This window comes from Nonomuraea sp. NPDC051298, assembly GCF_055586305.1.
This window is the reverse complement of the sequence record NZ_JBVJIM010000016.1, coordinates 142,781-168,121: the sequence shown is the minus strand read 5'-3', so window position 1 is coordinate 168,121 and position 25,341 is coordinate 142,781. Positions and strand designations below refer to the sequence as shown.

The 25,341-nt window shown below is 66.7% G+C and carries 23 protein-coding genes, 1 tRNA gene and 2 pseudogenes; 18 read left to right on the top strand and 8 right to left on the bottom strand.

What is annotated here, in order from left to right; genetic code table 11:
• Positions 1-582 (bottom strand): carboxymuconolactone decarboxylase family protein, encoded by a 582-nt coding sequence (locus ACZ6S0_RS36735; RefSeq protein WP_465923919.1) that lies wholly within the window; start codon positions 580-582, stop codon positions 1-3.
• 477 nt (positions 583-1,059) lie between these two features.
• Here ACZ6S0_RS36735 and ACZ6S0_RS36730 point away from each other — a divergent pair.
• Positions 1,060-1,218 (top strand): annotated as a pseudogene (locus ACZ6S0_RS36730) (IS982 family transposase); the annotation flags it as partial.
• Positions 1,219-1,239: 21 nt separating this feature from the next.
• Here ACZ6S0_RS36730 and ACZ6S0_RS36725 read toward each other — a convergent pair.
• Both ACZ6S0_RS36725 and ACZ6S0_RS36720 read right to left on the bottom strand, forming a co-directional pair.
• Positions 1,240-1,524, bottom strand: coding sequence for a hypothetical protein (locus tag ACZ6S0_RS36725; RefSeq protein ID WP_465923918.1), 285 nt, complete (start codon positions 1,522-1,524; stop codon positions 1,240-1,242).
• A 14-nt stretch (positions 1,525-1,538) separates the two neighbouring features.
• Positions 1,539-2,246, bottom strand: coding sequence for a polymorphic toxin-type HINT domain-containing protein (locus ACZ6S0_RS36720; protein ID WP_465923917.1), 708 nt, complete (start codon positions 2,244-2,246; stop codon positions 1,539-1,541).
• Here ACZ6S0_RS36720 and ACZ6S0_RS36715 point away from each other — a divergent pair.
• The 5 genes and pseudogenes from ACZ6S0_RS36715 to ACZ6S0_RS36695 form a co-directional block, all read left to right on the top strand.
• Positions 2,235-2,582, top strand: a pseudogene (locus ACZ6S0_RS36715) (transposase family protein); the annotation flags it as partial. The gene ACZ6S0_RS36720 and the pseudogene ACZ6S0_RS36715 overlap by 12 nt on opposite strands.
• Before the next feature lie 362 nt (positions 2,583-2,944).
• Positions 2,945-4,921, top strand: coding sequence for a PLL family lectin (locus ACZ6S0_RS36710; protein ID WP_465923916.1), 1,977 nt, complete (start codon positions 2,945-2,947; stop codon positions 4,919-4,921).
• 631 nt (positions 4,922-5,552) lie between these two features.
• On the top strand, positions 5,553-5,828 hold the full coding sequence (locus ACZ6S0_RS36705; RefSeq protein ID WP_465923915.1) for a hypothetical protein: 276 nt from the start codon (positions 5,553-5,555) through the stop codon (positions 5,826-5,828).
• 242 nt (positions 5,829-6,070) lie between these two features.
• Entirely contained in the window at positions 6,071-7,297 is a 1,227-nt protein-coding gene (locus tag ACZ6S0_RS36700; protein WP_465923914.1) for an IS110 family RNA-guided transposase, read from the top strand.
• A gap of 63 nt (positions 7,298-7,360) precedes the next feature.
• A complete protein-coding gene (locus ACZ6S0_RS36695; RefSeq protein ID WP_465923913.1) occupies positions 7,361-8,080 on the top strand; it encodes a hypothetical protein in 720 nt (239 codons plus the stop codon).
• A 1,740-nt stretch (positions 8,081-9,820) separates the two neighbouring features.
• Here ACZ6S0_RS36695 and ACZ6S0_RS36690 read toward each other — a convergent pair.
• From ACZ6S0_RS36690 to ACZ6S0_RS36680, 3 genes are all read right to left on the bottom strand, one after another.
• On the bottom strand, positions 9,821-11,050 hold the full coding sequence (locus ACZ6S0_RS36690; protein WP_465923912.1) for a helix-turn-helix domain-containing protein: 1,230 nt from the start codon (positions 11,048-11,050) through the stop codon (positions 9,821-9,823).
• Between the two features lie 678 nt (positions 11,051-11,728).
• The gene (locus tag ACZ6S0_RS36685) at positions 11,729-12,292 is read right to left on the bottom strand and encodes a GNAT family N-acetyltransferase (RefSeq protein ID WP_465923911.1); all 564 of its coding nucleotides are present in this window, start codon (positions 12,290-12,292) and stop codon (positions 11,729-11,731) included.
• Positions 12,285-13,097: a GntR family transcriptional regulator gene (locus ACZ6S0_RS36680; RefSeq protein ID WP_465923910.1), complete on the bottom strand. Its 813-nt coding sequence runs from the start codon at positions 13,095-13,097 to the stop codon at positions 12,285-12,287. The genes ACZ6S0_RS36685 and ACZ6S0_RS36680 overlap by 8 nt, the downstream gene beginning before the upstream one ends.
• Before the next feature lie 199 nt (positions 13,098-13,296).
• On the opposite strand from ACZ6S0_RS36680, the gene ACZ6S0_RS36675 reads away from it, so the two are divergent.
• The 11 genes from ACZ6S0_RS36675 (at position 13,297) to ACZ6S0_RS36625 (ending at position 23,249) form a co-directional block, all read left to right on the top strand.
• Entirely contained in the window at positions 13,297-13,485 is a 189-nt protein-coding gene (locus ACZ6S0_RS36675) for a hypothetical protein (protein WP_465923909.1), read from the top strand.
• Positions 13,482-13,796: a WhiB family transcriptional regulator gene (locus ACZ6S0_RS36670; protein ID WP_465923908.1), complete on the top strand. Its 315-nt coding sequence runs from the start codon at positions 13,482-13,484 to the stop codon at positions 13,794-13,796. The genes ACZ6S0_RS36675 and ACZ6S0_RS36670 overlap by 4 nt, the downstream gene beginning before the upstream one ends.
• 174 nt (positions 13,797-13,970) lie before the next feature.
• Positions 13,971-14,195, top strand: coding sequence for a hypothetical protein (locus tag ACZ6S0_RS36665; RefSeq protein ID WP_465923907.1), 225 nt, complete (start codon positions 13,971-13,973; stop codon positions 14,193-14,195).
• A 35-nt stretch (positions 14,196-14,230) separates the two neighbouring features.
• A complete protein-coding gene (locus ACZ6S0_RS36660) occupies positions 14,231-15,208 on the top strand; it encodes a DUF2637 domain-containing protein (RefSeq protein WP_465923906.1) in 978 nt (325 codons plus the stop codon).
• Positions 15,209-15,413: 205 nt separating this feature from the next.
• Positions 15,414-17,591 (top strand): cell division protein FtsK, encoded by a 2,178-nt coding sequence (locus ACZ6S0_RS36655; protein WP_465923905.1) that lies wholly within the window; start codon positions 15,414-15,416, stop codon positions 17,589-17,591.
• 142 nt (positions 17,592-17,733) lie between these two features.
• Positions 17,734-17,985, top strand: coding sequence for a hypothetical protein (locus ACZ6S0_RS36650; RefSeq protein WP_465923904.1), 252 nt, complete (start codon positions 17,734-17,736; stop codon positions 17,983-17,985).
• Positions 17,986-18,004: 19 nt separating this feature from the next.
• Positions 18,005-18,901 (top strand): bifunctional DNA primase/polymerase, encoded by an 897-nt coding sequence (locus tag ACZ6S0_RS36645; protein ID WP_465923903.1) that lies wholly within the window; start codon positions 18,005-18,007, stop codon positions 18,899-18,901.
• Positions 18,898-20,034: an AAA family ATPase gene (locus ACZ6S0_RS36640; RefSeq protein WP_465923902.1), complete on the top strand. Its 1,137-nt coding sequence runs from the start codon at positions 18,898-18,900 to the stop codon at positions 20,032-20,034. The genes ACZ6S0_RS36645 and ACZ6S0_RS36640 overlap by 4 nt, the downstream gene beginning before the upstream one ends.
• Positions 20,031-20,252, top strand: a complete 222-nt coding sequence (locus ACZ6S0_RS36635) for a helix-turn-helix domain-containing protein (RefSeq protein WP_465923901.1) — start codon at positions 20,031-20,033, stop codon at positions 20,250-20,252. The genes ACZ6S0_RS36640 and ACZ6S0_RS36635 overlap by 4 nt, the downstream gene beginning before the upstream one ends.
• Positions 20,252-21,400: a tyrosine-type recombinase/integrase gene (locus tag ACZ6S0_RS36630; RefSeq protein WP_465923900.1), complete on the top strand. Its 1,149-nt coding sequence runs from the start codon at positions 20,252-20,254 to the stop codon at positions 21,398-21,400. The genes ACZ6S0_RS36635 and ACZ6S0_RS36630 overlap by 1 nt, the downstream gene beginning before the upstream one ends.
• A 733-nt stretch (positions 21,401-22,133) precedes the next feature.
• Positions 22,134-23,249 carry a hypothetical protein gene (locus tag ACZ6S0_RS36625; RefSeq protein ID WP_465923899.1) on the top strand — a complete coding sequence of 372 codons (1,116 nt, stop codon included), beginning with the start codon at positions 22,134-22,136 and terminating at the stop codon, positions 23,247-23,249.
• A 100-nt stretch (positions 23,250-23,349) separates the two neighbouring features.
• On the opposite strand, the gene ACZ6S0_RS36620 is transcribed toward ACZ6S0_RS36625, so the two are convergent.
• Together ACZ6S0_RS36620 and ACZ6S0_RS36615 are read right to left on the bottom strand one after the other, a co-directional pair.
• Positions 23,350-23,423, bottom strand: a tRNA-Pro gene (locus ACZ6S0_RS36620).
• 65 nt (positions 23,424-23,488) lie between these two features.
• Positions 23,489-24,352: a metallophosphoesterase gene (locus ACZ6S0_RS36615; RefSeq protein WP_465923969.1), complete on the bottom strand. Its 864-nt coding sequence runs from the start codon at positions 24,350-24,352 to the stop codon at positions 23,489-23,491.
• Between the two features lie 306 nt (positions 24,353-24,658).
• Between ACZ6S0_RS36615 and ACZ6S0_RS36610 the strand changes: the two genes are divergently transcribed.
• On the top strand, positions 24,659-25,117 hold the full coding sequence (locus ACZ6S0_RS36610; RefSeq protein ID WP_465923898.1) for a GatB/YqeY domain-containing protein: 459 nt from the start codon (positions 24,659-24,661) through the stop codon (positions 25,115-25,117).
• The last annotated feature ends 224 nt before the right edge of the window (positions 25,118-25,341 follow it).

Below are 25,341 nucleotides of genomic sequence, written 5' to 3'. Positions count from 1 at the left end.
TCACCGGTACCCCCGCTTGAGCAGGTATCCGGCCCCCGCGGCGAAGCCGTCCGGGGTGAGCACTTCGAAGCCGAAAGCGTCGGCGAGCCGGTTGGTGATGTTGAAGGCGGCACAGGCCGCCAGGGCGTCCCTGATCTGATCAGGCGAGGCGCCGGCAGCCAGCACCAGCCGCATGTCTTCGGAGCTCACCATCCCCGTTTGGGTCAGCTTGCCGAGCATGCGCAGTGTCGCCTGGAGTGGTTTCTGGATGGGCGCCGAATCCAAATCGGCCAGCACCGCAGAGACCTTTAGCCCGCCGCCGAAGGCTCGCTCCGCTGTCGCGGTGTGCGCGCCGACGCAGAACGCGCACTCGTTCATCTTGGACACATAGGCGGCCATCAGCTCCCGGTCGGCCACCGACCAGGCGGACGGCCCGCGCATTGCCTGGTGGGTGAACTCCTTGGCGCGGGTGCCGTAGAACTCCGGCCGGTAGAAGACCACCTTGGCGGCGTCCGGCAACGCGCGTCCCGTGAGGGACCGGATGAGAGCGAAGAGCACCTTCGTCCCCGGGCGATAGCCGTTGTTGAGGATGTCAAGCCTCATGAGCTGGCCGGTCCTTCGGCGATCGCCTCGGCCAATGCGGTCAGTCCGGACTCATACAGCCGGGCCGATTGCCCGACGGCGGCACATATCACCAGTTCGAACAGATGGTCCTCGGAAGACCCGGATTCCAACGCCGCGGCAAGATCCTCTTGGGTCACCTGTGTCGGCCGGTCAGCCACCTTGCCGAGCAGTCACCGAGACCATCGCCAGTTGCCCCGGCGGCAGCGCCGGTCCACCACGGCGCGGGAAGGCGCTGGCGAACTGCTCATCACGAAACAACGGACCCAGCTCATCGCGGACCCGCGGCCAGGCAGCCCTTGGGGAACGCCGCCCGCGCGATCTGGGCAGCCTGCTCAGGAACTTGACGCGCGGGCTGAGGACGCAGAGACATGGCAGATCTTCTCCATCATTCTCCGCGACCCAGTTCCTACTTTCCTCTGAGGATCGATGATCATCAGCCTGAATCGGCCAACAGTCCTCAAGGGTCAGCTCGACCCGGAAGACCACGGTGGCCGGTCCTTCGCAGGCGTCGCCGTCCGCGTCGCCCAGCGCGTCCTGGCGATGGCGGCCGCGATCTGGCACAACAACGCAACCAACGCACCGATTACCCGGCCACTGACCGCATACGACCACTGACCGGAGATCGGACTTACTCGTCTAGTCAATAGGACGATTCGAGAACTCCTCGAGGAGATCAAGAAGGGTTCCTACCAACCCAATCTCCAGCTCATGAGGGATTCGGTCGATAGGCATGTGACCATCGACCATGTCGAGCGCTTTGGTCGAGGCGATTACGTAGGCCCAGTGACGGCTTGAGTGCCCACCGAGGATTCGTTTGCACACCCATTCCTGGAATCCATTCAGCGGATTACCATCATTGGCGGCACTGAACCCTTCGATGAATGCAACCGCAGTCGAGAACCGGTCGTCCAGTAGATACATCCGACGCCGATTCCTCAGGTGAAAGCAGAGTTCTCGAATCTCCATGTTCTACCCCAGATCTGGCCGCTTGTCTGGTGGAATATATTCCCAGTAATCCCACTGGCGGCGATAAGCGTCTCGCCACCGATTATATCCTTGATCTTCTTCGCGCACTCCAAGCAGCTATCCATGGCCGGAACAAGCCAACTATTGGGACCGGGATCGCAAGGGAAGGGAGAATTATGAACAAGGATCGGTGCCTTACCTGCCAGCACATAGTACGTGTGGATGTCCTGAACCGTAAAATTGTGGACCCGCTTGTGGGAGGTCCACTTCTTGATCGCCTTGACCTGGACGAGCGTGCCGGCGGAGGTGTGTAGCCACATGCCGGGCGCAAGGTTTTCGGCGTCTACCCACTCGTGCAGTTCCGGGACCCAGAAAGGATGCCCATCGGTGGCTATGACAATGCCAGTGTCTCCTACTTGCTGTCCGTCGGTAGCAATGGTTACTTGGACTAGGTTCTTGTTGCCTTCGCCGACGATGAAAGCAGTGACTGGCTTTGGCCTCCGTCTTGCCGGTTTCAGGGTCGTGGTCAGCACCTCGTCGCGGACCTCGATCGCCTCGATCGGTTTACGCCAGTCGGTAGTCGAAGCAACAAGGTCGAAGTAATCTCGCCTAACAAGCCGACAGAGATCGGTGGACGTCAATATTCCGGGCACGCTCAAGACCGTGTGCAGCAGCAAGGGATCGTGCCTTCTGTAGTCGAAAATGCCATCAAAGGTAAGCTGTGGACCTCCGGAGCGCTGCCCGGCAAGACCCATGACCTGAGTGCCGCCCGGATCTGGGGCATCCTGCGCGCCCTGGAGCAGGCCGGGATCATCACCCTGGCCGACAAGGCGTATCAAGGAGCCGAAGGACCGGTCCGCACCCCGTACAAGGGCAAGAACAAACCCGAGTCCCAGAAGCAGGCCAACCGCTCCCACGCCAAGCTCCGCGGACCCGGTGAACGCGCCAACGCCCAGCTGAAGAGCTGGAAGATCCTTCGGAAGCTACGCTGCAGCCCTTCCAAGGCCGGCCAGCCCTTGCCGGTCCGGCAGGGCGAGCCGGCGGGGGCGGCGCAGGAGATCATCGGGCAGGCTTGGGCCTCCGCATGGAGGTAGTCGTCGTCGCGCACCCCGGAAGTGTCTTATAGGGGCGTTTCATCCGGCTGCATGTTTGCACCGACCTATGACGGGAGCGGCCGGGGTACGGAAGTAACACGCCGCGCCGACGACGCAGGGGTGTGAGCCGCACTCGGGTGCGGCCTCGCGCCCTTCGTCATGGTTGGGCAGGTAGTTCATCTCTGTCACCTTCAGTGGATATTCATGCGCCGCCAGTGAACATAGCGTCGTGTGGGCCTGGCCCATTGAGGGCCTGGCCCGGCAACGGGAAGGCGGTGCGCATGACCACCAGTGAGGAAACGACTTCGGAGCAGCGGCTGGAGCAGCTACGGGGCCTGCTGTCGGGGACACGGGGCGATTCGCGGGCGGGGCGGAATCTGGCGCGCACGCAGAAGGCCAACGTGGTGTTCGGGGCGATGCTGCATGCCGCGGATCGGTTGCGGCAGGGCGAGCAGCTGACCGAGCTGGAGGACAGGCTGCTGCAAGCGCTGCGGGTGGTGGTGCCGGAGGAGGAGATCAAGGACTGGGGGCGCATCTACCGGGAGACGGTGAGCGCGCGAAGGACGCTTGTGGGGGTGCCCGAGGTCATCACCAGCCGTCCGGTGTCTGAGGGCTACGACTTCGCCGATCTGGTGAAGGACCTGCCGGCCGTGGCAGAGGAGTGGATGGCGCAGCCAAACGCGGCACTGATCACCCCAGAGGCGCTGGCAGCGGGAGAGGACTTCGACAGCCCGGAGTTCATCGAGGGCATGCGCGAATGGGGCTTCGGTGTCACCGTGCCCGCCGTGCTCACCACGTCCGGGAACGGGCAGCCGACGCAGGAGCCGGCGCAGGACGGTGAGCGGGCGGAGCCGGTGTATCGCGCCACGCTGGAGTTCGAGAACTTCCATGTCCATCGCGTGGTGGGTGACGGGTGGCCGGGCACCAGGGACGAGATCCGCTGGATCTCGTGCGGCAGCAGTGACCGCAGCCGGGCCGTGCCGTTCCTGTCAGAGGAGTTCGGTGGGGACACGGCCACGGGGGGCAAGACCCCGGCCTTCCAGCAGTGGAAACGGACGGTCTTCGACGGCGTGACAAGCGTCGGGCTGGTCCTGAACGTCGCGTGCTGGGAATGGGACACCGGCGACGGTAACGACAACAGCATCGGCGAAAAGCTGCGAGGGATGAACGACAACATCTTCACCAACACCGCATGGTCAGTCCTCAGCGCGATATCGCCATCGGCGCTCCTTGGATTCCTGATGGATATCACGTCGATGGTGCTCACCGCGATCAGCCTGATCGCCAGGAACGACCTCTCCAGCACCCGCACCCTGTTCTTCAACCAGGAGACCCTGGCCGTGCTCTCCAGGCGCGGAAGCTCGCAATGGCACTTCAACGGTGATGGCCACCACGAACTGAGGGTGAAGTACACCGGCAGCACGGTGCCCTTCCCTGCCTCCACCCTGGAGTACGTTGTGGGCACCAGCCAGGGATGGGGCACGCCGGTCCCTCTGCCGTGGCAGAGCATCACGCCTCCCGCTCTGGCTTCGTACAAGGGCAAGCTCTACGCCGCGTTCGTCGACAGCGATCGTCAGGAGGTGATGTGGACACGCCTGGAGAATGGGGAGTGGAGGACACCCGAACAGATCGGCGGGGACCACAGCTACTCCGCCCCCGCCCTCTGCGTGGCCTTTGACAAGCTGTACTACGCCGTCACCGGCACGAACCACGCCCTGTACTGGCGCAGCTTCACCGAATCCGGGGACTGGAGCGGGATCACGGCGTTCAGCGGCTACAGGTCGGGCTACGCCCCGTCCATGGCAGCAGGCTGGGGCAGGCTGTGGCTGACGCACGTCGGCACCGACGGCAGGCTCTACCACAACTTGTACGACGGCGACGGGTGGAGCACCGCCTCCAAGAACAACCTCGACTGGCTGGTGGACAGCCCCGCCGCGATGGCCTACTACAACGACCAACTGTGGCGCATCGTCCGGGGAATGAGCAACAAGCTGTCCACCAGCATCTTTGCCAGCAACGGGTGGACCTCCCGAGGTGCTCCCGACAGCACCTGGCTCACCACCCACGGCCCGGCCCTCACCACGCACGATGACGGCAAAATGTGGATCTTCCTTCGCGGGATGGACCGCCATCTGTACGCGGCGACCTACTCCTCCGGAGCCTGGGGCGGCCTACACACTGTCGGCAACCAAACCATCGGCGACGAGCCCTCCGCCGCCTCTCATGACGGCAAGCTGTACGTGATGTACCGCCGCTGAGGAACACCCGGACTCGATCCCACGGCTTCAAGCGGGGGCGGCCGGTACGCCAGAAGGAAGCCTGCCATACTGGCAGGAACCGTTGATCGAGTGATCTGTATTCTCCGCCCGTCGCAGATATAGATCGCGTTGTGTGATCGCCGGGTGCGCATGTCTTCCAAGTCCCACCGACTTCTGCCGCCAGGTTCTCAGCATGGAAGACGTGGAAGCCGAGCATCTCAGCGACGTGGCCGGGCTCGCGGCGGGCATCCTGGGCCGGGCTCGGCTGGCCCGCTTCCTTTCATCGTCACTCTCGCGGCACCTGGAGCGAGGCCAAAGCCGACGAGCTTCTGACAGCCGCGGCCGCGACGCTGAGGGTACGTTCCGAGGGCGATCCCGGGAATCTCATCTCCCGACGCCGTTTTATAGTCACGGACGGGGCGCGTCCGCAGACCGCGGTAAACACCACGCCGATCGGTCGAAGGATGTGGACGAAAGTGCCGGAGCGATCAGGCCCCCTCGCCGGGCGTCGACATGGCCGGGACAGCCCTGGCGATCGCCGCCGGCCGCGGGATCGAGGTCGAGTTCTCCGTGGCGGACGGGACGCGTCGCGGCTGCAGCGGAAAAGCGCCATATCTGTAGTGTGTAGCGAATGAGGGCCATACGGGCGGCGGTGCTCCTGACGCTGGCCGCGCTGCCGTTGGGCGCGGCGGTGACGGCGCTGAACCTCGCCGTCACCGCGAACGCGGAGCAGGTGATACGCGCGTCACTGGCCACACGCCCCGACCTGGTCCAAGCCGCCCTGCAGCGCCTGGACGCCGTCGCCATGGCCAGGACGGTGGAGATCGGCGCGCTCTTCGTGGTGTACGCACTGCTCATGGGCGCGTTGATCTGGATCACTCGGCGCGGGTCTGCGCGGTGGTCCTAATGAGTGCTGGGAGTAAGCCATCCGGCAGACTCCGTGGTGGGTAGTGGCTGTCGGCAGGTGAGCACTTTGGGTTCCTGGACGTTGAGTCCTGATGAAAGATCGTGCCCCTGCCGGTTGGCCGGGAGAGTTGATCGCTGATGGGATGTCGTGCCCGCCCGCATACGGCGTGAGCACTGCTTCATTAGGTCGCTGATGGTTCTCCCGCAAGCCGCTGACCAGTGGTGACGGAGACGGGAGAGACCTTGCGGGTGTTCGTGGGAGATGACTGGGCCGAGGCGCACCACGATGTGGAGCTGATGGACGCCTCGGGCAGGCGGCTGGCCAGGGCTCGGCTGCCGGAGGGCGTGGCGGGGATGTCGCGGCTGCACGCCATGATCGGCGAGCAACTCGGCGAGGACGCTGACGAGGCCGAGGTGGTCATCGGGATCGAGACGGACCGAGGGCCGTGGGTGGCGGCGCTGGTCGCGGCCGGATACACCGTGCTGGCGGTCAACCCCTTGCAGGCCGCCCGCTACCGGGAACGGCTGAGCGTTTCGGGCGCCAAGAGCGACGCGGCCGACGCGCACATGCTGGCCGACATGGTCCGCACCGATGCCCACCAACTGCGGCCGGTCGCCGGGGACAGCGCGCAGGCCGAGGCGGTCAAGGTGGTGGCCCGGATGCACAAGACGCTGATCTGGGAGCGCACCCGCCATACCCAGCGGCTGCGGCACGCGCTGCGCGACTACTTCCCCGCCGCCCTGCACGCGTTCGACGACCTGGACGCACCCGAAGCCCTGGACCTGCTGGCCCGGGCGGCCACCCCGGCCGCGGCGGCGAAGCTGACCATCAGCCAGATCAGCGCGGCGCTCAAACGCGCGGGCCGCCGCGGCGACCTGGCCGCCAAAGGCGCACCGATCCAGGCCGCCCTGCGCACCGAGCAACTGGGCCTGCCCGAGGTGGTCACCACCGCCTACGCCGCCTCGGTACGATCCCTGATCGCTGTACTCGCCACCCTGAACCAGCAGATCACCGTCCTGCACAAGGAGGTCGAGGCGCATTTTGGGCAGCACCCGGCCGCTGAGATCATCACCTCTCAGCCCGGACTGGGAGCAATCCTCGGCGCCCGGGTGCTCGCAGAGTTCGGCGACGACCCCCACCGGTACACCTCGGCCAAAGCTCGCAAGAACTACGCCGGCACCAGCCCCATCACCCGAGCCTCGGGCAAGAAGAAGGTCGTCGCGGCCCGCTTCGTGCACAACGACCGGCTCATCGACGCCTTGATCACCCAGGCCGCCACCGCAGTCCGCGTCTCGCCCGGCGCCCGCGCCTACTACGACAAGCAACGCGCCCGCGACGCCGACTACAACACCGCCCTGCGCCAGGTCGCCAACCGCCTCGTCGGCATCCTGCACGGCTGCCTCAAAACCGGCACCCTCTACAGCGAAACAACCGCCTGGCCTCACCAAACGGAATCGCTCGTTGCTTGACATCAAAGCTCCTGGGATGTCTTTCTGGTCCCGTCGTCGGCGACGGCGCTCAGCCTGAGCTACGTGTACTGGCTGTACCAGGCACATGCCGGCAATCCCGTGACGAGCGATTTCTGGTATCTGCTGTGGGATTTCTGGTACGACTCAAGCCCGGCGAGGAGCGGCACTGAACCTTTCACCGGGTACGTGACCACGCCATCGTGGTACTCGAGCACCCTCACCGCGACGCTGGTGGCGGCGGCGGTCGTTCAGCTGCCGGTTCCCTTCCTGCTCAGGCGGGCGTGGTCGGCCGACCTGCACAGGCGGCACGCCGTCTGCCTCGCGCTCGTGGGGCCGGTTGCGGCGGTGCTGTACGCGGTGGTCGGCTTCCTCGGTATCAGCAGGGCGCACGACCTGGTGGCAGGGACGTCCGGTGCCGCGACCGAGGTGGCCGCGGACGCCTGGGCGACCACCGGGCGCAATGCCCTCATGCTCTTCGTCCTGTCGGCAATCCTGACCGCCCTGTGCATAGGGCTCCTGCGTAGCGGGAGTTCGGCCCTGCCGTACGCGGCCCTGACCGTGATCTACGGGCTGGCCCTGCTGTTCACATGGTTTGTGGACATGTCGGAAATGTCCAACGAAACGAGCGGCTTCACCGACTTCCGACCCTGGTGGCGAACCCCTGGCATGATCAACCTCCTCGTTCTGGCCGGGCTGGCGCAGGTCATGAGCGTCGCGCACGCGATACGCGCCAGATCGGCCCCGCCGAACTTCTCTCCGGGCTCGCGCATCTCATCAATGTGATCAAAGGGCACTGACCGTGGCGTTGGCGATGGGCTCTGTTCTGGCAGGAACGGGCCTCGCCCACGCGAGCAGGCGTTCGGCGCGTACGGCCTCGGCCAGTTCGGTGCGGCTGGTCCACCGGTGGAACGACTCTTGGATGCGGGAGGCGACGCCTACGGGCAGCCTCCCTCATAAGATCGCAGGATCGGCGTCTCGAAGCACTGCGAGTGAGTGCTCCACTGGCGGCATGGACAGCGCGACCCTTGTTCTGATCGGGATCGTTGCTGTCGTCGCCGTGCTGATAGGGGCTGTCGATAGGGCGCGCAGTGGCGTACTGCAGGGTTGCCTGTCTGGCTCCAGTAGCAACTCCGTGCCCTCGGAGTCCTCTGGCGAGACGAGCGCAAGCTTCCGGACCTCGCCCGGCGGGACGTGGTGCCTGGTGAAGCCGAGCGCCTCGACGCAGAAGCTGAGGGCCTTGCGCGTCGTGATCAGCTTGGCCTCCTCCGACCACCAAATGGATACGGCCTGTTGGGTCAGGCATCAGTTGATCCCTTAGCGGCGGGGGTCCCGTCGGCTATCCGATCGATGAACAGGCCAGGAGCAGCCAGCCGTCCCAATCGGTGCGAGGAGATCAGCAAGGCGGGCCCGTGTGAGACTCCCGGTCCAGCTTTGGGGTTGATCTCTTGTCGGACCCAGCTCCCGAGGTTCAAATGGGCGCGCGGTTGAGTGATCTTTCGGACTGTCTGGGGTTGCTAACGGTTACGTGATCGGGTTCAAACCACGAACGCCACGCTAACGAATGATCAAGGGCCTGACCGCTGTCTCCAGCGATCAGGCCCTTGACCTGCAACTACACTGTCGGGGTGGCGGGATTTGAACCCACGACCTCTTCGTCCCGAAGCAAATCGAACTCCAGTTCCCATGGTTGATGTAAGGGCTCTGACCTGCGCTCATGATTCGAGGGCGTCCGCTGGTGTTCGTGATCGTCTTCGCTGGTTGTCACGCAGAATGTCACGCAGAGGCCAACGTTTGGATGGGTAGCGCTCCGTGTGGGGTCGCGGACTCAGATGCGGGAACGATCAACGGTAGGTGATCGTCTACTCGCAATGAGTTCATGATCTCGGGGGGCCGATGATGTGTGATTATCCACCGTCCGCGTTCGTCCGTAGTACGCCTTCAAAACCCCGGCGAGTCCGTGGGCCGCTCGGCATCGCGCTCGCATTCGCCGTCACCATGGGGTCCAGCGCAGGTCTCGGATTTTCTGCCGGTCATGCGATACAAGCGGAACGCGCGATCGCCCGCGCCCAGCCCGCCGCAGCGCAACCGGCCCCAACGCCACTGACTGCTTCCGCCGCGACTGTGGCAAGGCCAGTGGAACAGACGCAGTCCACCGTCTCGAAGCGCGCCCGCGCCGAAGGCGAAGTCGGCGCCGTCACGTGTGCGACAGGTGAAGCGGCCCGCGATTCACAAGAAGAGGGGCGTAAGCCGTGCCTATGTCCACAGGTCCACAGTGGTCGTTCAGAAGCGGGTTCATGCCAAGCGTCCGCAGCGCCTCGGGGTCGATGGGTTGAGGGAGCGTATCCGTAGAGCCATCTACACACGAGTGCTGAAACACTTGGGGGCGCGGCCAGCCAGGTAGCCAGTGTTCCAGCCATCTCGGGGACAGGCCGGGCAGTGCTGTCCCCGGGATGTCCCTCCTCGCCGCAGGCATTTCCGCATTTCAAGAGCGGGTGAGGGACAGCGGGGACAGCGGGGACGCAGTCACGGCTGCGAGGCCGTCAGGGAGTCCTTGATCGCCTCTGCGCCGGGTGCACCCACCGACGCTAGGTCCTTGGCGGTTCGTCGGAGTTCGGTTACGGCGTAGGCGTTGAGCGCTGTCGCGTCCGGGGCGACGTCCAGGGCGGTTGAGACTGCTGCTTCGGCGTCGCCCTGGAGGGCTTGGGCGCGGGCGAGGCAGGCTCCGAACCAGGCTCTGTCTCGGCGGTAGTGGTCGGGGAGGGTGGACAGGCCGCGTTCGAGGTAGTCGGTGGCGCGGCGGCCGTCGCCGAGTTCCAGTTCGGCCATGCCGCGTTGCATGAGGAACCAGCCCTCGTTGTAGAAGTACATCCAGGGTGGTTCGTCTTCGGGGTGTTTGGCTGCGGTGCGGATGAGGTCTTCGGCTTCGGCGAGCTGGGTGCGGGCCTGGTTGGCTTCGCCCATTTGGGCGTGTCCTCGGCCGGCCATTTGGGCGGCCATGCCTTGGACGCCGTGGGTGGTGCGGCCGTCGTGCCAGCGGGAGGCTTCGGCGAGGCGGACGCAGCGTTGTGCGTCGCCGAGGCTCCATGCCTGGTGGGCGCGCATGTTGAGGGTGGTGGAGGCGAGGCAGGCGTCTCCGGCTTCCAGCGCCCAGGCGTGGGAGCGGTCGTACCAGGCCAGGGCGGCGGCGTGCTGGCGGGAGTCCTGGCACATCCAGGCGATGAACTGGGCGTACTGGGCCAGGACGGCGATGGCGCGGTCGGCGAGCGGGCCTTGGGTGCCTCGGGCGAGGTCGGCCACGGTGGAGAGCTGGGCGTGGATCAGGGGCAGGAGGGGGCGGCTGCCGATGGTGTCTTCGACGCGGCGGTGTTCGGCCAGGCAGTGTTCCAGCCATTGCACGGTGGCCAGATCGACGCGGGAGGGGTGCTCGATGGCGCGGGTGATGCGTTCGTACAGGTCGGCGTCGGGGGCCAGGGTGGGGAGGGCGAGGGCGGGGACCGGCTTGATGACGGTGCCGAAGAGCTGGTCTTCCGTCAGGCCGAACGCCTTGCAGTAGAGCGTGGTGTAGAAGGCGTCAGGGCGGTGTTCGCCGGTCTCGTGTCCTCGGATGCGGCGGATGAGGTTCGGCAGCTCGGTGAGGGGCTTGTCGGCGGCCTTGATCAGCTCGCGGGCGAGGTCGCGCTGGGACCAGCCCTTGGTGTTGCGTGCGGCGAGCAGGCGGGTGGCCCAGACGGGAACCGCTGGAGTGTCGTTCATCCGGTGCACCTCCGGGGGCGGGCGGACACGGGGGCGGACATCGGGCCTCGCCTCTCAGTGTCCTCTTCTGACGCGCTGCCGCTGATGGCTCTGATGTAGTCGTGCACTGGGACACCGATGGTTTCTACTCGTGGACGGCTTCCGACAACGACGGCCGGGGATCGTGCGGCATAACCGGTGAGCCCGAGCGGGCCACCGAGCTTCTGCGGCAGGCGCTGGAGTCGTTAGCACCCGGTGCCACGGGCTCAGTTCAGGTCGTGCGTCTTGACCGCTACGCATCGGCCCCCTCCTACATCTACGGCACGACTGTGTTGTGCCTGAGCAGGGTGAGGGCCGCCGACGTCAGCTTTTGAAGCTGGTCGGACCAGTTCAGCGATCGCAGGGGGCGACGGCAACGGACGCCGCCCTCTGCCCACGAAGCGAAAGCAAACCGTCATGTACGTCTGGACCCGGCATGTCCCGTACGGCCCACGTCCCGTACGGGTGATGGAAACCTCGTGCTGCGGCGAGTACGAGTGGTGCTGTGATGCCGGGCAGTTCCTCATCCTTCGCCACAGCGAGGAGAACGGATACGAGGAGACCGCCCGAGGACGCCACGCCACTGCTCGCCCTGTCTGGGCCGCTCTTGTTTCCGACCATCGGCACAGGAAGCGGACCTTGTGAGGCTGGCTGCGCTTGTCATACATCGGCCTCGGCACTCCACGCGACGATGTTCTCGACCGGGGTAGGAACGGCTCGCCGTTGGAAGCAGGCTCCTGAGTCACGCCCCTTCACCTCGACCGACCGGACGTGGTCAAAGCCCTGCTCCCGGTAGTAGCGCTGGAGCCCCTTGTTGGTGCGCCACACGTCCAGGCGCAACCAGGGGAACCCACGCCGAGCGGCCTGGTCCACCGACCAGTTCACGATGTCGGCCCCCAACCCCTCGCCTGCGCGGTCGCGCGCCAGGAGGAGCTTGTACAGGTAGAGGGCGGGCCCGTCGGCGTCAGGGTCCCAGAAGTCGAGATCGGGCCGGGCGTTCAGGGTGACCGTGGCGATCGACTCGCCGTCGTCCTCGAACACCCAGGTCTCGCGGTTGGCGATGTTGCGGCGGATCTTCTCCCGGCCGATCTCGTCCCACCTGGCCGTCCACTGCTGGATGCCGCGCTTGGCCAACCAGCGTTCGGACTCGGCACGCAGTTCGATGACGCGCTCTATGTCGCTCTCGACGGCGAGGCGGGCCGCCAGGACGGGACGCTCAGGCATCGCTGTGGCCCACGTGGTAGACGTACTTCGACCCGTTGCCCGGTCTGATCTGGTGCAGCACCAGGACCGGCTTGCCTGAGGTGGTCAGCGTGGTCCGCACCACTTCGAGCACGGCCATGACACCGGCCAGATTCAGCCGGTCCGTCTCCTGCCGGGAGGCGATCCGCGGGGTCAGCTCGTCGACGTGGTCGCGCATCGGACACCCGAGGTCGGCCAGGACCTGAGCCGTGTTGACGCTGTCCGGCTCCATGATCCCGGTGTCCTTGACGAGGTTGTAGGCGTAGTAGGAGTCGGCCAGCGATTCGGGTTCGTTGGCGGGCTGGTCGGGGCCGGGACCGATGTAGCGGACGCGGCTGCGTACGACGATCCTTTCGTTCTCCGGGATGCCCAGTCGTTCCGCGATCGGTGTTCCAGCGACCAGGTGGCTGCCGGGCAGGATGCTCACGCTGATCGTCTGGTGGTGGGAGTAGCCGGCGGCCTCGACGTCCGAGGTCCATCCGTCCGTCTTGACGTGCTCCAGGCGCTGCGGGTCCTGCCACTTGGTCATGTGCCAGGTCATGCAGAGCGACTCGCGGACGTAGAAGCCCTTTTTCGGGACCGCCACGACCAGGCCCTCACCGATGAGCGCCTGGTAGGCGTGGCGCACGCTCAGCGACGAAACCTGCTCCTGCTCCATGAGTTCTGACGTGCTGGGAAGCCGGTCCCCTTCGGCGTATTCGCCGCTCAGGATGGCCTGTCGTAGGTCGTCGGCGATCCGTGCGGACACGTCCCCGCGGAGCGCGTCGCGCCGCCTCTGGCTGGGCATGTTCGAGCCCCTCTCACTCTCTTATTTAAACAAGTATGCCAGAGTGGTTGACGCTGCTTGTTCGCCTTGTTTAAATAAGACGCACCAGGGGATGATCAGCCTCGCTGACCAGCCCAAACAACGAAGAAGCCGGGATGCGATCCCTAGTCGCCAAACCAGTCCCGCACCCCGGCGCCCCTTCAAGGGAGGTGTCCTCATCATGACCCACGGGTCCAAGACCACGCAGGTCGTCCCTGACGACCTCGCCGAGCCCATCCAGTGGTTCTGTCTCATGTGCGACAGCGTGGAGGAGTCCGCGCCGGGCACCGAGCCGTCGCCGCCGATCTGCCCGACCTGCATCCGCCTCGCCCTCGTCCAGGCGCTCGGTGCGCTGGGGGTGAAGCTGTGAACGACCAGTACAACGACGACGTCGCCGACCTGCTGGACGACCTCATCAACGCCGAGCCGGTCTGCGATTCCGCCCAGGCCGTGCTCTTCACCGGCCCCGACATCGAGACCGACGAAGAACGGTGGACGCGCGAGGCCACCGCGAAGGCCATCTGCCAAGCACGCTGCCCGGCCCGCGCCGCGTGCCTGGCGTACGCCATGGCGCTCGACCCGGAGGAGGGCGTCTGGGCGGGCTACACCGCAGAGGAACTGCGGGAAGTCCGTCCGCTCCTCACCTTCCTCCCGCGCCGCCGCACGAACGAGGTGGCGTGATGACCGCCCGCTTCCAGTGCGGCGAGTGCGGCAAGCGAACGCGCAGCCCGTTCGGGTGCCGCTGCGGCGGCGGCCGTCCGGTCCAGCGCTGCGTTACCCACGGCGTTCGCTGCCAGCCAGGCTGCCGCATCTGCCGCATCCTCGTGCGTTCCGGCCACTGATCGGAGATCACCCGTGATCACAGTCCTCGTCTACCTTCTCGTCTTCCTTGCCGGTGGCCTACTCGCCGAGCTGCTGCGCATGGGCCAGGAACGATTCCGCCTCTGGCAGGTCGCCCGCGTCACCATCCGCCAGGGCGGTTCCCCGGACCTCATCGCCCGCTTCTGGGCCACCCGCCCACAGAACTGGTGCAACAAGCCCGGCTGCCCGCGCTGCTGGGGACGGGGGTGGGGCCGATGAACGCCAGCCAAGATCCAACGAACGGAGCAACCACCATGAACAGCCCGCGCCCGCTGTCAGAGGGAGAGCAGACCCTGATCTCGGTCACCGCCGCCGCTGTCGGCGTGCTGGGCCTGATCGGCTTCGTCATCTCCTTCACCACCGTCATGGACGCCGCCAAGCCCGCCTTCGGACCGCTCGCCTTCCTGCTACCCCTCGGCGTGGACCTCGGCATCGGCGTGTTCTCCGCGCTGGACATCGTCCTGGCTCGGCTGGACATGCGGGTTCGCTGGCTGCGTTTCATCCCGTGGACCCTCACGGCCGTCACGGTCTACCTGAACGTCGCCGCCTACGCCGACACACCCAGCGGGCCTGACTGGTTCGCCGTCATCGCCCACGCGATCCTGCCCGGCCTGTGGGTGGTGGCCGTGGAGATCGGCACGCACGCCGTACGCAAGCGCGCCAACCTCGCCAACCCGTCCCGCCGACTCGACAGCATCCGCGTCTCGCGGTGGCTGCTGTCCCCGCTGCCCACGTTCGCCCTGTGGCGTCGGATGGTGCTCTGGGAGGTGCGCTCGTACCCCGACGCCCTGAGCCGCGAGCGTGACCGCATCCTGGCCAAGACCGACCTACAGGACCGGTACGGCCGCCTGTGGCAGTTCAAGGCCAGCCGACGCGAACGCGCCCTGTACAAGCTCGGCGAGCTGGCCCCGGCCAGCGCAGAGGTCACGCCACCTTCGGCTCCGACGCACCTGGCTCTGACCACCGCACCCGTCCGACCCCGAAAGCCCAAGACACGCAAGACCACCCGCCCGGCCATCGCCCCGTCGGAGGTGGACGACCTGATGCCGCTGGGCTGGCAGGTCGCCGCCGACCACGACGCACGAGGCGTCACGCTGACGCGGGACCGGCTACGCGAGGCCATCCGCCAGACCGGCCAGTCCATCTCCACCGACCGCGCCGGAGCACTGCTCGCCCGTCTGCGGACCGAGACCGGTCCGACCGCAGAGGGCGCGGAACGCGAGGCGGCCTGATGAACCTGATCCTCGCCAGCGACCCGCCACCGGTCGGACCGCACGGACCGACCGCCTCCATCGAAACGACTGCCCGCACGGACGAGACGCGGTCCGACCGCACATCGTCCCCGACCAAGCCAGTACGGGACGCGGCCTCATCCGCCAAGACTCTGGCCGCGCCCCGTAACCCCGCCCGCAGGTACGCACACGAGGTGCACACATCATGACGCATCACCCGCACGAGCACGAAGACCACGGCAGTGAGGACGGCGGCGAGGTCGTCCCGCTGGACGCGGCTCGCCGCCGCGCCCGCCACGCGGACGAGCAGGAGGCCGACCGCGAAGAGGACGAGTTCTTCGACCGCGAGACCATCGCGATCGAGGGCACGGTCCTGGGGCCTCCGGTCGACCCGCCGGACGATGACCTGTCCTACCGCTCCGGCAACGACCAGCGCCGCGCCCCGATCATCCCGTCCACCCTGCGGTCCTGGCGAGGCACGCGCTCCATGCTAATCTGGGCCGCCAAGGACGCCGGGTACGTCGTCGGCTACCACGCCGTCCGCTCACCCAAGTACGCCGCCAAGGCCACCCTCTACGCACCGGTCGGGTTCTTCCGCGCCGCAGGCAAGCTCCTGCACTGGGCGACGGCGGAGGAGGGCAACTGGGCGCTTCGCCAGTGCGCCGCCGACCGCAACGACCCGGAGACGTGGCTCAAGCTCGACCGGCAGCGCCAGCGTCAGTCCCGGTGGCGCTGGTCGGTGCTCACCGCTCTGGCCGTGACGACCGTGATCGGCCTGCTGGTCTTCCTGCTCGTCGACATCCCGACCTGGGGCCGCCTGCTGGCAGTGGCCATGGCGGTCCCGCTGCTGGCCCGCGCCGGTAGGCCCACGGACAGGCCCATCACCGACCGCGTGTCCGAGGGACCGCGTTACCGCAAGCTCACCGCCGAACTGGTCCGGCGTGCGCTGCTGTCCTGCGGCATCTCCGGCATCAACCAGGCCGTGAGCAAGGACCAGCACGCCATCAGCTTCCCGCAGGACATCCACCGCGACGGCCCCGGCCACCTGGCCATCATCGACCTGCCGTTCGGCGTGGAGGCCGCCGACGTGGTCGCCCGGCGCGGCCGGCTGGCCTCCGGCATGCGCCTCCCGCTCGACCAGGTCTGGCCCGAACCCGGCGACGGCCACCCGGGACGGCTCGCCCTGTGGGTCGGCTACGAGCCCGCCTCCCAGATGAGGCAGCCAGCCTGGCCCCTGCTCAAGGACGGCAAGGTGGACGTCTTCAAGCCGTTCCCATTCGCCACCACCCCGCGCATGGACACGGTCAACGCCGCCCTGATGTTCCGGAACTGGCTGGTCGGAGGCCAGCCCGGCTCCGGCAAGACGTTCGCCCTGCGCCTGGCCGTCCTCGCCGCCAGCCTGGACCCGCGCGCCGAGCTGCGCATCTACGAACTCAAGGGCGTCGGCGACTTCAAGGTCCTGGAGCCCGTCTGCACCGAGTACGGCAACGGCTTCGACGACGAGACCATCGCCCGCTGCGCCGGAATGATCCGCTGGCTGTACAAGGAGTGCGAACACCGCTCCAAGCGCATCGCCCACTACGCCCAGCTCGGCCAGGCCCCGGAGAACAAGGTCACCCCGGAACTCGCCTCGCTCAAGGACTCCGGGCTGCACCCGCTGATCGTCGCCATTGACGAGATCCAAGAGCTGTTCCTGCACGCCAAGTACGGCAAGGAAGCCGGGGAGATCCTGGAGAAGGTCATCAAGCTGGGCCGCGCCCTGGGCGTGATCCTGCTGATCGGTACCCAGATCCCCGACAAGGACAGCCTGCCGACCGGCATCACCCGCAACGTCAACACCCGCTACTGCATGAGCGTCGCCGACCAGGTCGCGAACGACATGATCCTTGGCACCTCGATGTACAAGAACGGCTACCGCGCCACCATCTTCGAGCCGGTCAAAGAGGCCGGTTGGGGCATCCTGTCGGGCCTCGGCAAACCCGCCGCCCGCCGCTCCTTCGAGGTGGACACCGACAAAGCCAAGCAGGTCGTAGCCCGCGCCATGCAGCTACGCGGTCTGGCTGGCACCCTGCCCGAGGAGGGCACCCAGACCCGCACCGACGCGCCCACCTTCGACCTGCTCACCGACGTCGCCCAGATCTGGCCCGCAGGCGAGACGGCCGCCTGGAACGAAACCCTGTGCGCCCGCCTGGCCGAACTGCGCCCCGACTTCTACACCGGCTGGGCCTCCGAACAGCTCACCACCGCACTCAAGCCGCACGGCGTGGCCATCCAGGCGATCGGCCGCCGCATCGACGGCAAGGCCGTCACCAGGCGCGGCATCCGCCTGGACGACCTCACCGACGCCATCGCCGAACGTAACCGGCGAACCGGCACCGAGTGACCCCGCCGGAGGGTGCTAGCGCTAGCGGCTGACCCTGCTATCGCTAGCACCCCCGCTAGCACCAGAAACAAGCCCTGGCCAGGGCGTTAGCACGCTAGCGCCCTCCCTTGACGACACCCAGAAGCGGCCCAGGAGGCCACCCATGGACCCTGCCACGCTCATCGCTAGCGCAATGATCGTCATCACCCTGTTCGTCGCCGTCCGTTACGCCACCGAGTGCTACATCCGGCCCTTCCGCCGCTGCCGCGCCTGCCAGGGCAAGGGCCGCAAGCCCAACCGCATCGGACGCGGCACCCGCGACTGCCGCCGATGCCGCGCCACCGGCCTGCGCCTGCGGATCGGCCGCCACCTCTGGAACCACGTCCGCGCCCTTCACCACGACACCACCCGCTGAACCTCGGAACGGAGCACCCATGCCCACCACCAACCTGACCCGCTACGCCCTCGCGGCCGCCGCCCGAGGCTGGCACGTCTTCCCGCTCGCCCCGAACGGCAAGACCCCGCCCCGCGGCTTCACCGCCTGGCAACACCGCACCACCACCGACCCGGCCACCATCTGCCGCATCTGGCAGCGCCCGTACAACGTCGGCATCGCCACCGGCCCGTCTGACCTGGTCGTCATCGACCTGGACCAGCCCAAGCCCGACGAGCACCCACCACCGCAGTGGAACCGCCCAGGCATCCGCGACGGCGCAGACGTCCTCGCCGCCCTCTGCGAGCAGGCCGGACAGCCGCTCCCGCTGGAGACCTTCCAGGTCCGCACCCGACGCGGCGGCCTGCACCTGTACTTCACCGCACCGCAAGGAGCCACCCTGACGAACACCCAAGGCGGCAACGGCGGCCTCGGCTGGCTGATCGACACCCGAGCCAACGGCGGCTACGTCGTCGGCCCCGGCAGCCACGTCACCGACCACGAGGCCACCGGCACTTATGAAGTCCTGCACCCGATCCCACCCGCGCCGCTCCCGGCCTGGCTGGTGGAGCAACTAAGCCCCGCCCCACTGCCACCGCAGAAGCCGATCACCGTGCCCCTCGCGTCCGACCGCCACGGCGCATACATCCGCGCCGCCGTCCTAGGCGAGTTGGACCGGGTAGCCAGCTCACCACCACACGGCCACAACAACGCGCTCTACCTCGCATCCGTCGCGCTCGGCCAGCTCGTCGCCGGAGGCGAACTGAACGCCACCGCCGTCACTACGTGGCTCACGGAGGCAGCCACGCAGATCGGCCAGCCCTACCGCGAGGCCCAGCGCACCATCACCTCCGGCCTGCGCGCCGGAGCCCGCAGGCCCCGAACGGTGGCCGCATGACCAACGACCGCACGAACCACCTGCGCCTGGTCAACGGTGATGCCGTCAATGCGCCCAGCCAACCCGTGCCGTTCCGCACCTCCTGGACCGCCGACGAACTCATGGCCATGACCTTCCCGGAGCCCCGCTGGGCCGTCCCCGGCATCATCGCCGAAGGACTCAGCCTCCTCGCGGGCCCGCCCAAGGTCGGCAAGTCCTGGCTCAGCCTCGGCCTGGGCATCGCCGTCGCCAGCGGCGCCAAAGCCCTGGAAGCCATCGAACTGGAGCCCGGCCCGGTCCTCTACCTCGCCCTGGAGGACACCGCCCGCCGCCTCCAAAACCGCATGGGCAAAATCCTCGGAGGCCAACCCGCGCCCAAGGACCTGACCCTGTCCACCACCTGCCCCACCCTCCCACAGGGCGGGGACGAGGCCATCGCCCGCTGGCTCGATCGCAACACCAACGCCCGCCTGGTCGTCATCGACGTCTTCGCCAAGATCCGAGGCAACACCCCACCCGGCCTGTCCGCCTACGACGCCGACTACGCCGCCATGAGCCGCGCCAAACGCCTGGCAGACACCTACGGCGTGGCCGTTGTCCTGGTCCACCACGTCCGCAAGATGGCCTCCGAAGACTTCCTGAGCGAAGTCTCCGGCACCAACGGCCTGGCCGGAGCAGCGGACGCCACCCTCGTCCTCAAACGCGCCCGAGGCGCCGCAGACGGCGTCCTGCACGTCACCGGCCGCGACGTCGAAGAAGCCGAATACGCCATGGCCTTCCAACCCGCCACCGGGACCTGGCAACTCCTGGACGGCCCACCCGGAGACCACACACTGTCCGACACCCGCGCCGCCATCGCCCGCCACGTCCGCGCCAACCCGAACAGCACACCCAAGGCCATCGCCGACGCCACCGGCCTATCCCACGACAACGTCCGCAAGACCTGCCAGCGCATGAACGCCGACGGCCAACTCTGCGTCAACGCCACCGGCCACTACCGCCTGCCCGGGACAGAGACCACAGGAGCCGTCCCCGGCGTCCCAGCCGTCACTGACCACGCCACCACCAGCACCAACGCCCACCAGCACGAGGGACAAGCCACCCTGCTGGCCGTCCCCGCTGTCCCCGCCAATGAGGAGCACCACCAGGCATGACCACCTCACCGCCGGACAGCGTCCGGCTCACCGACACCCAGCTCTACCGCATCACCGACGCCATGCGCCTACTGCGCATGAGCCGCACCGTCATCTACGACCAGATCCGCACCGGCCGCCTGCGCTCCGTCAAACAAGGCCGCGCCCGCCTCATCACCCCCAGCGCCATCCGCGCCTACATCGCCCTCCTGGAGAAGGAAGCAGAGGAAGCAGCCTGATGACCAAGCGACGCAGCAGAGGAGACGGCGGCCTCCACTGGGACGACAAGCGCCAACGCTGGATCGCCACCGCCAGCCTCGGCTACAACCCAAGCGGCAAGCGCATCGTGAAGCGGGGGAGCGGCAAGACCAAGACCGAAGCCAAGAACAAGCTCAAGGAAGTTCTCCGCGACTACGAAGACGGCCTGGCTATCGCTCCGGCCGACTACACGGTGGAGCGTGCGGTGAATGACTGGCTGACCTACGGTCTGAACGGTCGGGACCCCGCCACGGTGAAGACCTGCATGATCCTGTGCAGCACCCACATCATCCCGGCCTTGGGCGCTCGGAAGCTCCGGGACCTGAGCGCGGAAGACGTGGACAAGTGGCTCGCTGCCAAGGCGAAGACGCACAGTACACGGACTCTCCAGGGCCTCCACGGTTGCCTCAACCGTGCAATCAAACGAGCGATGGCCCGAGACAAGGTCAAGCGGAACGTCGTGGCGCTCTGCTCGGTACCGAAGGGGCGGGAAGGACGCCCCTCCAAGGCGCTGACCTTCGCCCAGGCGGAAGCCGTGCTGAAGGCGGCTGAGAATTCCCGCATGTACGCCTACATCGTGCTCTCCCTGCTCACTGGAGCACGCACGGAGGAACTGCGGGCGCTCACATGGGATCACGTACACCTGGACGGCCTCCCGGACGCCAGTCCGCCCGTCCCTCCGCACGTGGCCGTCTGGCGCTCTGTACGCGCCGGGGGAGATACCAAGACTCGCAAGTCCCGCCGCACCTTGGCCCTCCCTAAGCGCTGCGTGGATCTACTCCGCCAGCACCGGAAAGCCCAGCAACATGAGCAAGGCGACGCATGGTCGGAAAGCGGGCTGGTGTTCGCATCGGCTACGGGCAAGCCATTGGACGCCGCCAACGTCCGGCGCGACTTTCGCAACGCCATCAAGGACGCGGAGAGCGTGGATCCGAAGGAGTGGACGCCTCGCGAACTTCGGCACAGCTTCGTCTCGCTGCTTTCAGACAACGGCATTCCGCTTGAAGAAATCTCCAGGCTTGTCGGTCACAGCAGTACTGCTGTCACTGAAGCCGTCTATCGTAAGCAAATTCGGCCAGTGCTCCAAGGCGGTGCTACTGCAATGGATCGCATCTTCCGAAGTGAGTAAGTCGCAGATGCAAGGCCCCGTCCTTAGTCGGATGGGGCCTTGCTCTTGTTTGCTCGTGATCCCTGAGCAGGGGCGTGCTGCCAATTGCACCAACTATCGCTAGGACATATCGCAGTGAGGAGAACTTTCTATTCTTGACCAACTTCGCAAGCATCATCTTGCACCCCTTCCCTAGTTCACGAAGTTCCGGAACCAACAACAGAGACGCAACGATGGGCCCACCCAGCGAAAGCCACGGACTCGAACCGAGAGCTCCCCCATTTCAGGGATCACGAGCGCCCACATTCTAGCCTGTTCTGGCTCGGTTCGTCTTACAGCCACAGAGCCGCGTCGGTGCTCCGCCGAGCGGTTGGCCTCCCGCAGCGGACGGTGTGCATGTTTGGTGATGCTTCCCGTTGGACAAGTCGCAACGAGCCTTGGGAGTGGCGGTTACGCAGGTCAAAGAGCCCGACGTGCGTTGCGAGAAGTATTACCGCGATTGATCATGATGTCCTGCTGTCATAAATACCGTGCGGCGCCTGCGACGAGACGGCATGCTGGTGACGTGACAGCATCACGTACCCCCGGTCCCCGTTTCCTGCGTCCCATCTATCAGTCAACCAACGAAGAAGTAGTCCTGTACTCAGGTGACCTAGTTATTCTTGGCGGAGATCAAGGGCCAGAGGAGCGGGTGCCTGGCACTCTGCGGTATCGCTTTGGTGAACCTAGAGCGCGATTCGACGCCAGCGTCTACGTGGATCGCAAAACCAGGCTCCATATGCTCACGCTTCCTGAGTTCGCGCGTGTGAATCTGCCGCCCGGAGCCAGCCTCGTCACGCCTGCCGCCAAGGACGTTGCGCCGAATGGGTTGCCCGGCAAAGAGTGGCATTCCATTCTTATCAATCGTCTCATCGCAGGAGATCCGGCTGCAGTTCATAGGCTGATCTTTCACGTCGCCAGTAAACTCACCCACTTCCCTCTGCCAAGTTGCAATACCGATGAGGGAGTCCAGGGACAGCTACAGTTCGCTCTCCCCGGCTGGCATCTGCGTATGGCGCCTATCGAACCGTCTCCCGCCTCAGGGCCGGCCACCATCATCGAGGCCACGCCTGATCAACCTGCGCCTACAGGCGAGATGATCGACCTCCTAGAAGATCGGCTCTTCGACCTTCTAGGCTTGGTCGCCGGAACCGAGCCGGGCGTTGGTCCAACTGTGGGGTTGGGTGACCTGGATGAGATCGTCTGGGTTCACTGGGGAGTACCCAGAAGCGGTCAGGCAAGCTGGCGCTGGTGTGAGCCCGAGATGGTGGAGTCGGTACTGCCGATGCTGGCGCAAGGCGTTACCAGCCTGGCGCAGGATGTAGCCACTCAGAAGATCGTCAGTCGTGCGATCAGATACTGGATGGCCGCCAACGCCCGTGGTGTCGTCCTTGACGTCAAGATTCCAGTTGCATGCTCCGGGCTGGAACTCCTCGCGTGGGCTGTCCTTCAGCAGCGTGGCTGGCTCACGGCGGAGTCGGCCAACAAGCTCAACGTAGCCGCACGCCTCAGGCTGCTGCTCCACAGCATGAACATCCCGGTCGCACTGCCTACCGGCTTCGATGCGCTCGTGAAGCGTAACGGGGCCTACCACGGTGGAACGGCGGAAGGTCCAGAGCTGATCTTTGCGGTACGCAACGATCTGGTGCATCCAGCGAAGAAGGCCGCGAAGCTTGAGTGGCCGTCATCGGCGGAATTGACCGAGGCGTGGCGGCTGTCGATGTGGTACCTGGAACTCGTGATCATCCGGTTGCTCGATTACCAAGGCGGGCACCTGTCACGACTCAAGCATGGGGCGTTCTCCATCGACCCTGTGCCGTGGGCTTCCTGAGCTGTGACGACCGATGCGGTAGTCACGCAGTTAGTCACTCAGGAGACAGAAGAGGCCGCTTCCGATCTTTGGAAGCGGCCTTCTACCTGCGGCAATACTGTCGGGGTGGCGGGATTTGAACCCACGACCTCTTCGTCCCGAACGAAGCGCGCTGCCAAGCTGCGCTACACCCCGGTGCACGCCCGTCGTGCGCGTGCCTGTTGAAGTCTAGCGGACTTCCATGGTGGTTGTGACCGCCTTTATCTCCGGGGGACCAGGGTGAGTAGAGTCGCCTCCGGGAAGCAGGCGAAGCGGGCCGGGGCGCACGGGGAGGTGCCCAAACCGGCCGAGACGTGCAGCCAGGCACTGTCGTGGCGGCTGAGGCCCTTGACGCGGGCGCGGTCGATGCCGCAGTTGGTCACCAGGGCGCCGTAGAACGGGATGCAGAGCTGGCCCCCGTGCGTGTGGCCGGCCAGCAGGAGTTGGTAGCCGTCGGCGGCGAAGCTGGTCATGTTGCGGGGCTCCGGCGAGTGCATGACCCCGAGTCGGAGGTCGGCGTCCGCGGGGGCGGGGCCTGCCACCAGGTCGTAGCGGTCGCGGGAGATGTGGGAGTCGTGGATGCCCGCCACCGCCACGTCGAGGTCGCCGACCTTGATGCGGGCGGTGGTGTTGTTCATGTCGAGCCAGCCCTCGGCCGCCATGCCCGCCCCCAGCTCCTCCCAGGGCAGGGAGGGCACGTGCTGGCGGCGCTCGTTCTTCGACGTACGCCACAGGTAACGGGTCGGGTTCTTGAACTGGGGGGCGTAGAGGTCGTTGGAGCCGTACACGAACAGGCCGGGCCGGGACAGCAGGGGCTCCAGGGCGTGCAGGAGCGATGGGACGGCCTCCGGGTGCGCGATCGAGTCGCCGGTGTTGACGACGAGGTCGGGCTCCAGCGCCCCCAGCGAACGGACCCAGTTGATCAGCATCGTCCGGCGCGGCGTCAGGTGCAGGTCCGACAGGTGAAGGACGCGTACGGGACGCTGGCCGCGATCCAGCACGGGCACGTCGAAGCGGCGAAGACGGAACCAGTTCCGTTCCACCACGGAGGCGTAACCCAGCCCGGCCAGGCCGAGACCGAGCATGGTCAGGGGTACTGCGACGGCTTTCCTCACGTATTCATGATGCCCGACATCCGGCGTGGGACGACCGTTCGTGACGTCTCCCCTGGTGCGCGTGGCGAAGGGACCGCCCGCTCGCCTGGTCTACGTGGTGGAGGGGGCGGGCGGCGCTCGAATGGTGTGCGGGGCGGACACACGGAGCGCTCGCCTGGGGTGGGTGGGGGAGGGAGGACGGGTGGCTCGTTTGGTGCGGGTGGGGAACGGGGGGGTTCGTTCGTCTGGTGTGCGTGGTGAACCGGGCCGGTCCGCGCAGGCGGCAAGATGGACCGCATGAGCGCATTGAAGGACAAGCTGAAGGCCGACCTGACGGCCTCGCTGAAGAGCCGTGACGAGGTACGCCTCCGTACGATCCGCATGGCACTGGCCGCGGTGAACGTCGAGGAGGTCGCCGGCAAGGAGGCCAGGGAGCTGACCGACGACGAGGTCATCAAGGTCCTGACCAAGGAGGCCAAGAAGCGGCGCGAGGCGGCCGAGGCGTTCGGCAACGCGGGGCGTAAGGAGCAGGCCGAGGCGGAGCTGGCCGAGCAGGCGGTGCTGGAGGGGTACCTGCCGGCGCAGCTCTCCGACGAGGAACTGGCCGCGCTGGTCGACGCCGCCATCGCCGAGACGGGCGCGGCCGGGCCGCAGGCCATGGGGCAGGTCATGAAGGCGGTCAATCCGAAGGTCGCCGGGCGGGCCGAGGGCGGCCGGGTGGCCGCCACCGTCCGTTCGCGCCTGTCCGCAGGCTAGAAAACCCTGCGGAGCGCCTCGTCCGTACGGGCCTGTCCGCAGGCTGGAAAACCCCTGCGGAGCGCCTCGTCCGTGCGGGCCTGTCCGTGAGCTGGAAAACCCTGCGGAGCGACTCCGTCCGTTCACGCTTGTTCGCAGGCTGGAAAGCTTCTGCGGAGCGCCTCCGTCCGTGCGGGCCTGTCCTCAGGTTGGGAAGTCCCTGCGGAGTGCCTCCGTATGGGCGG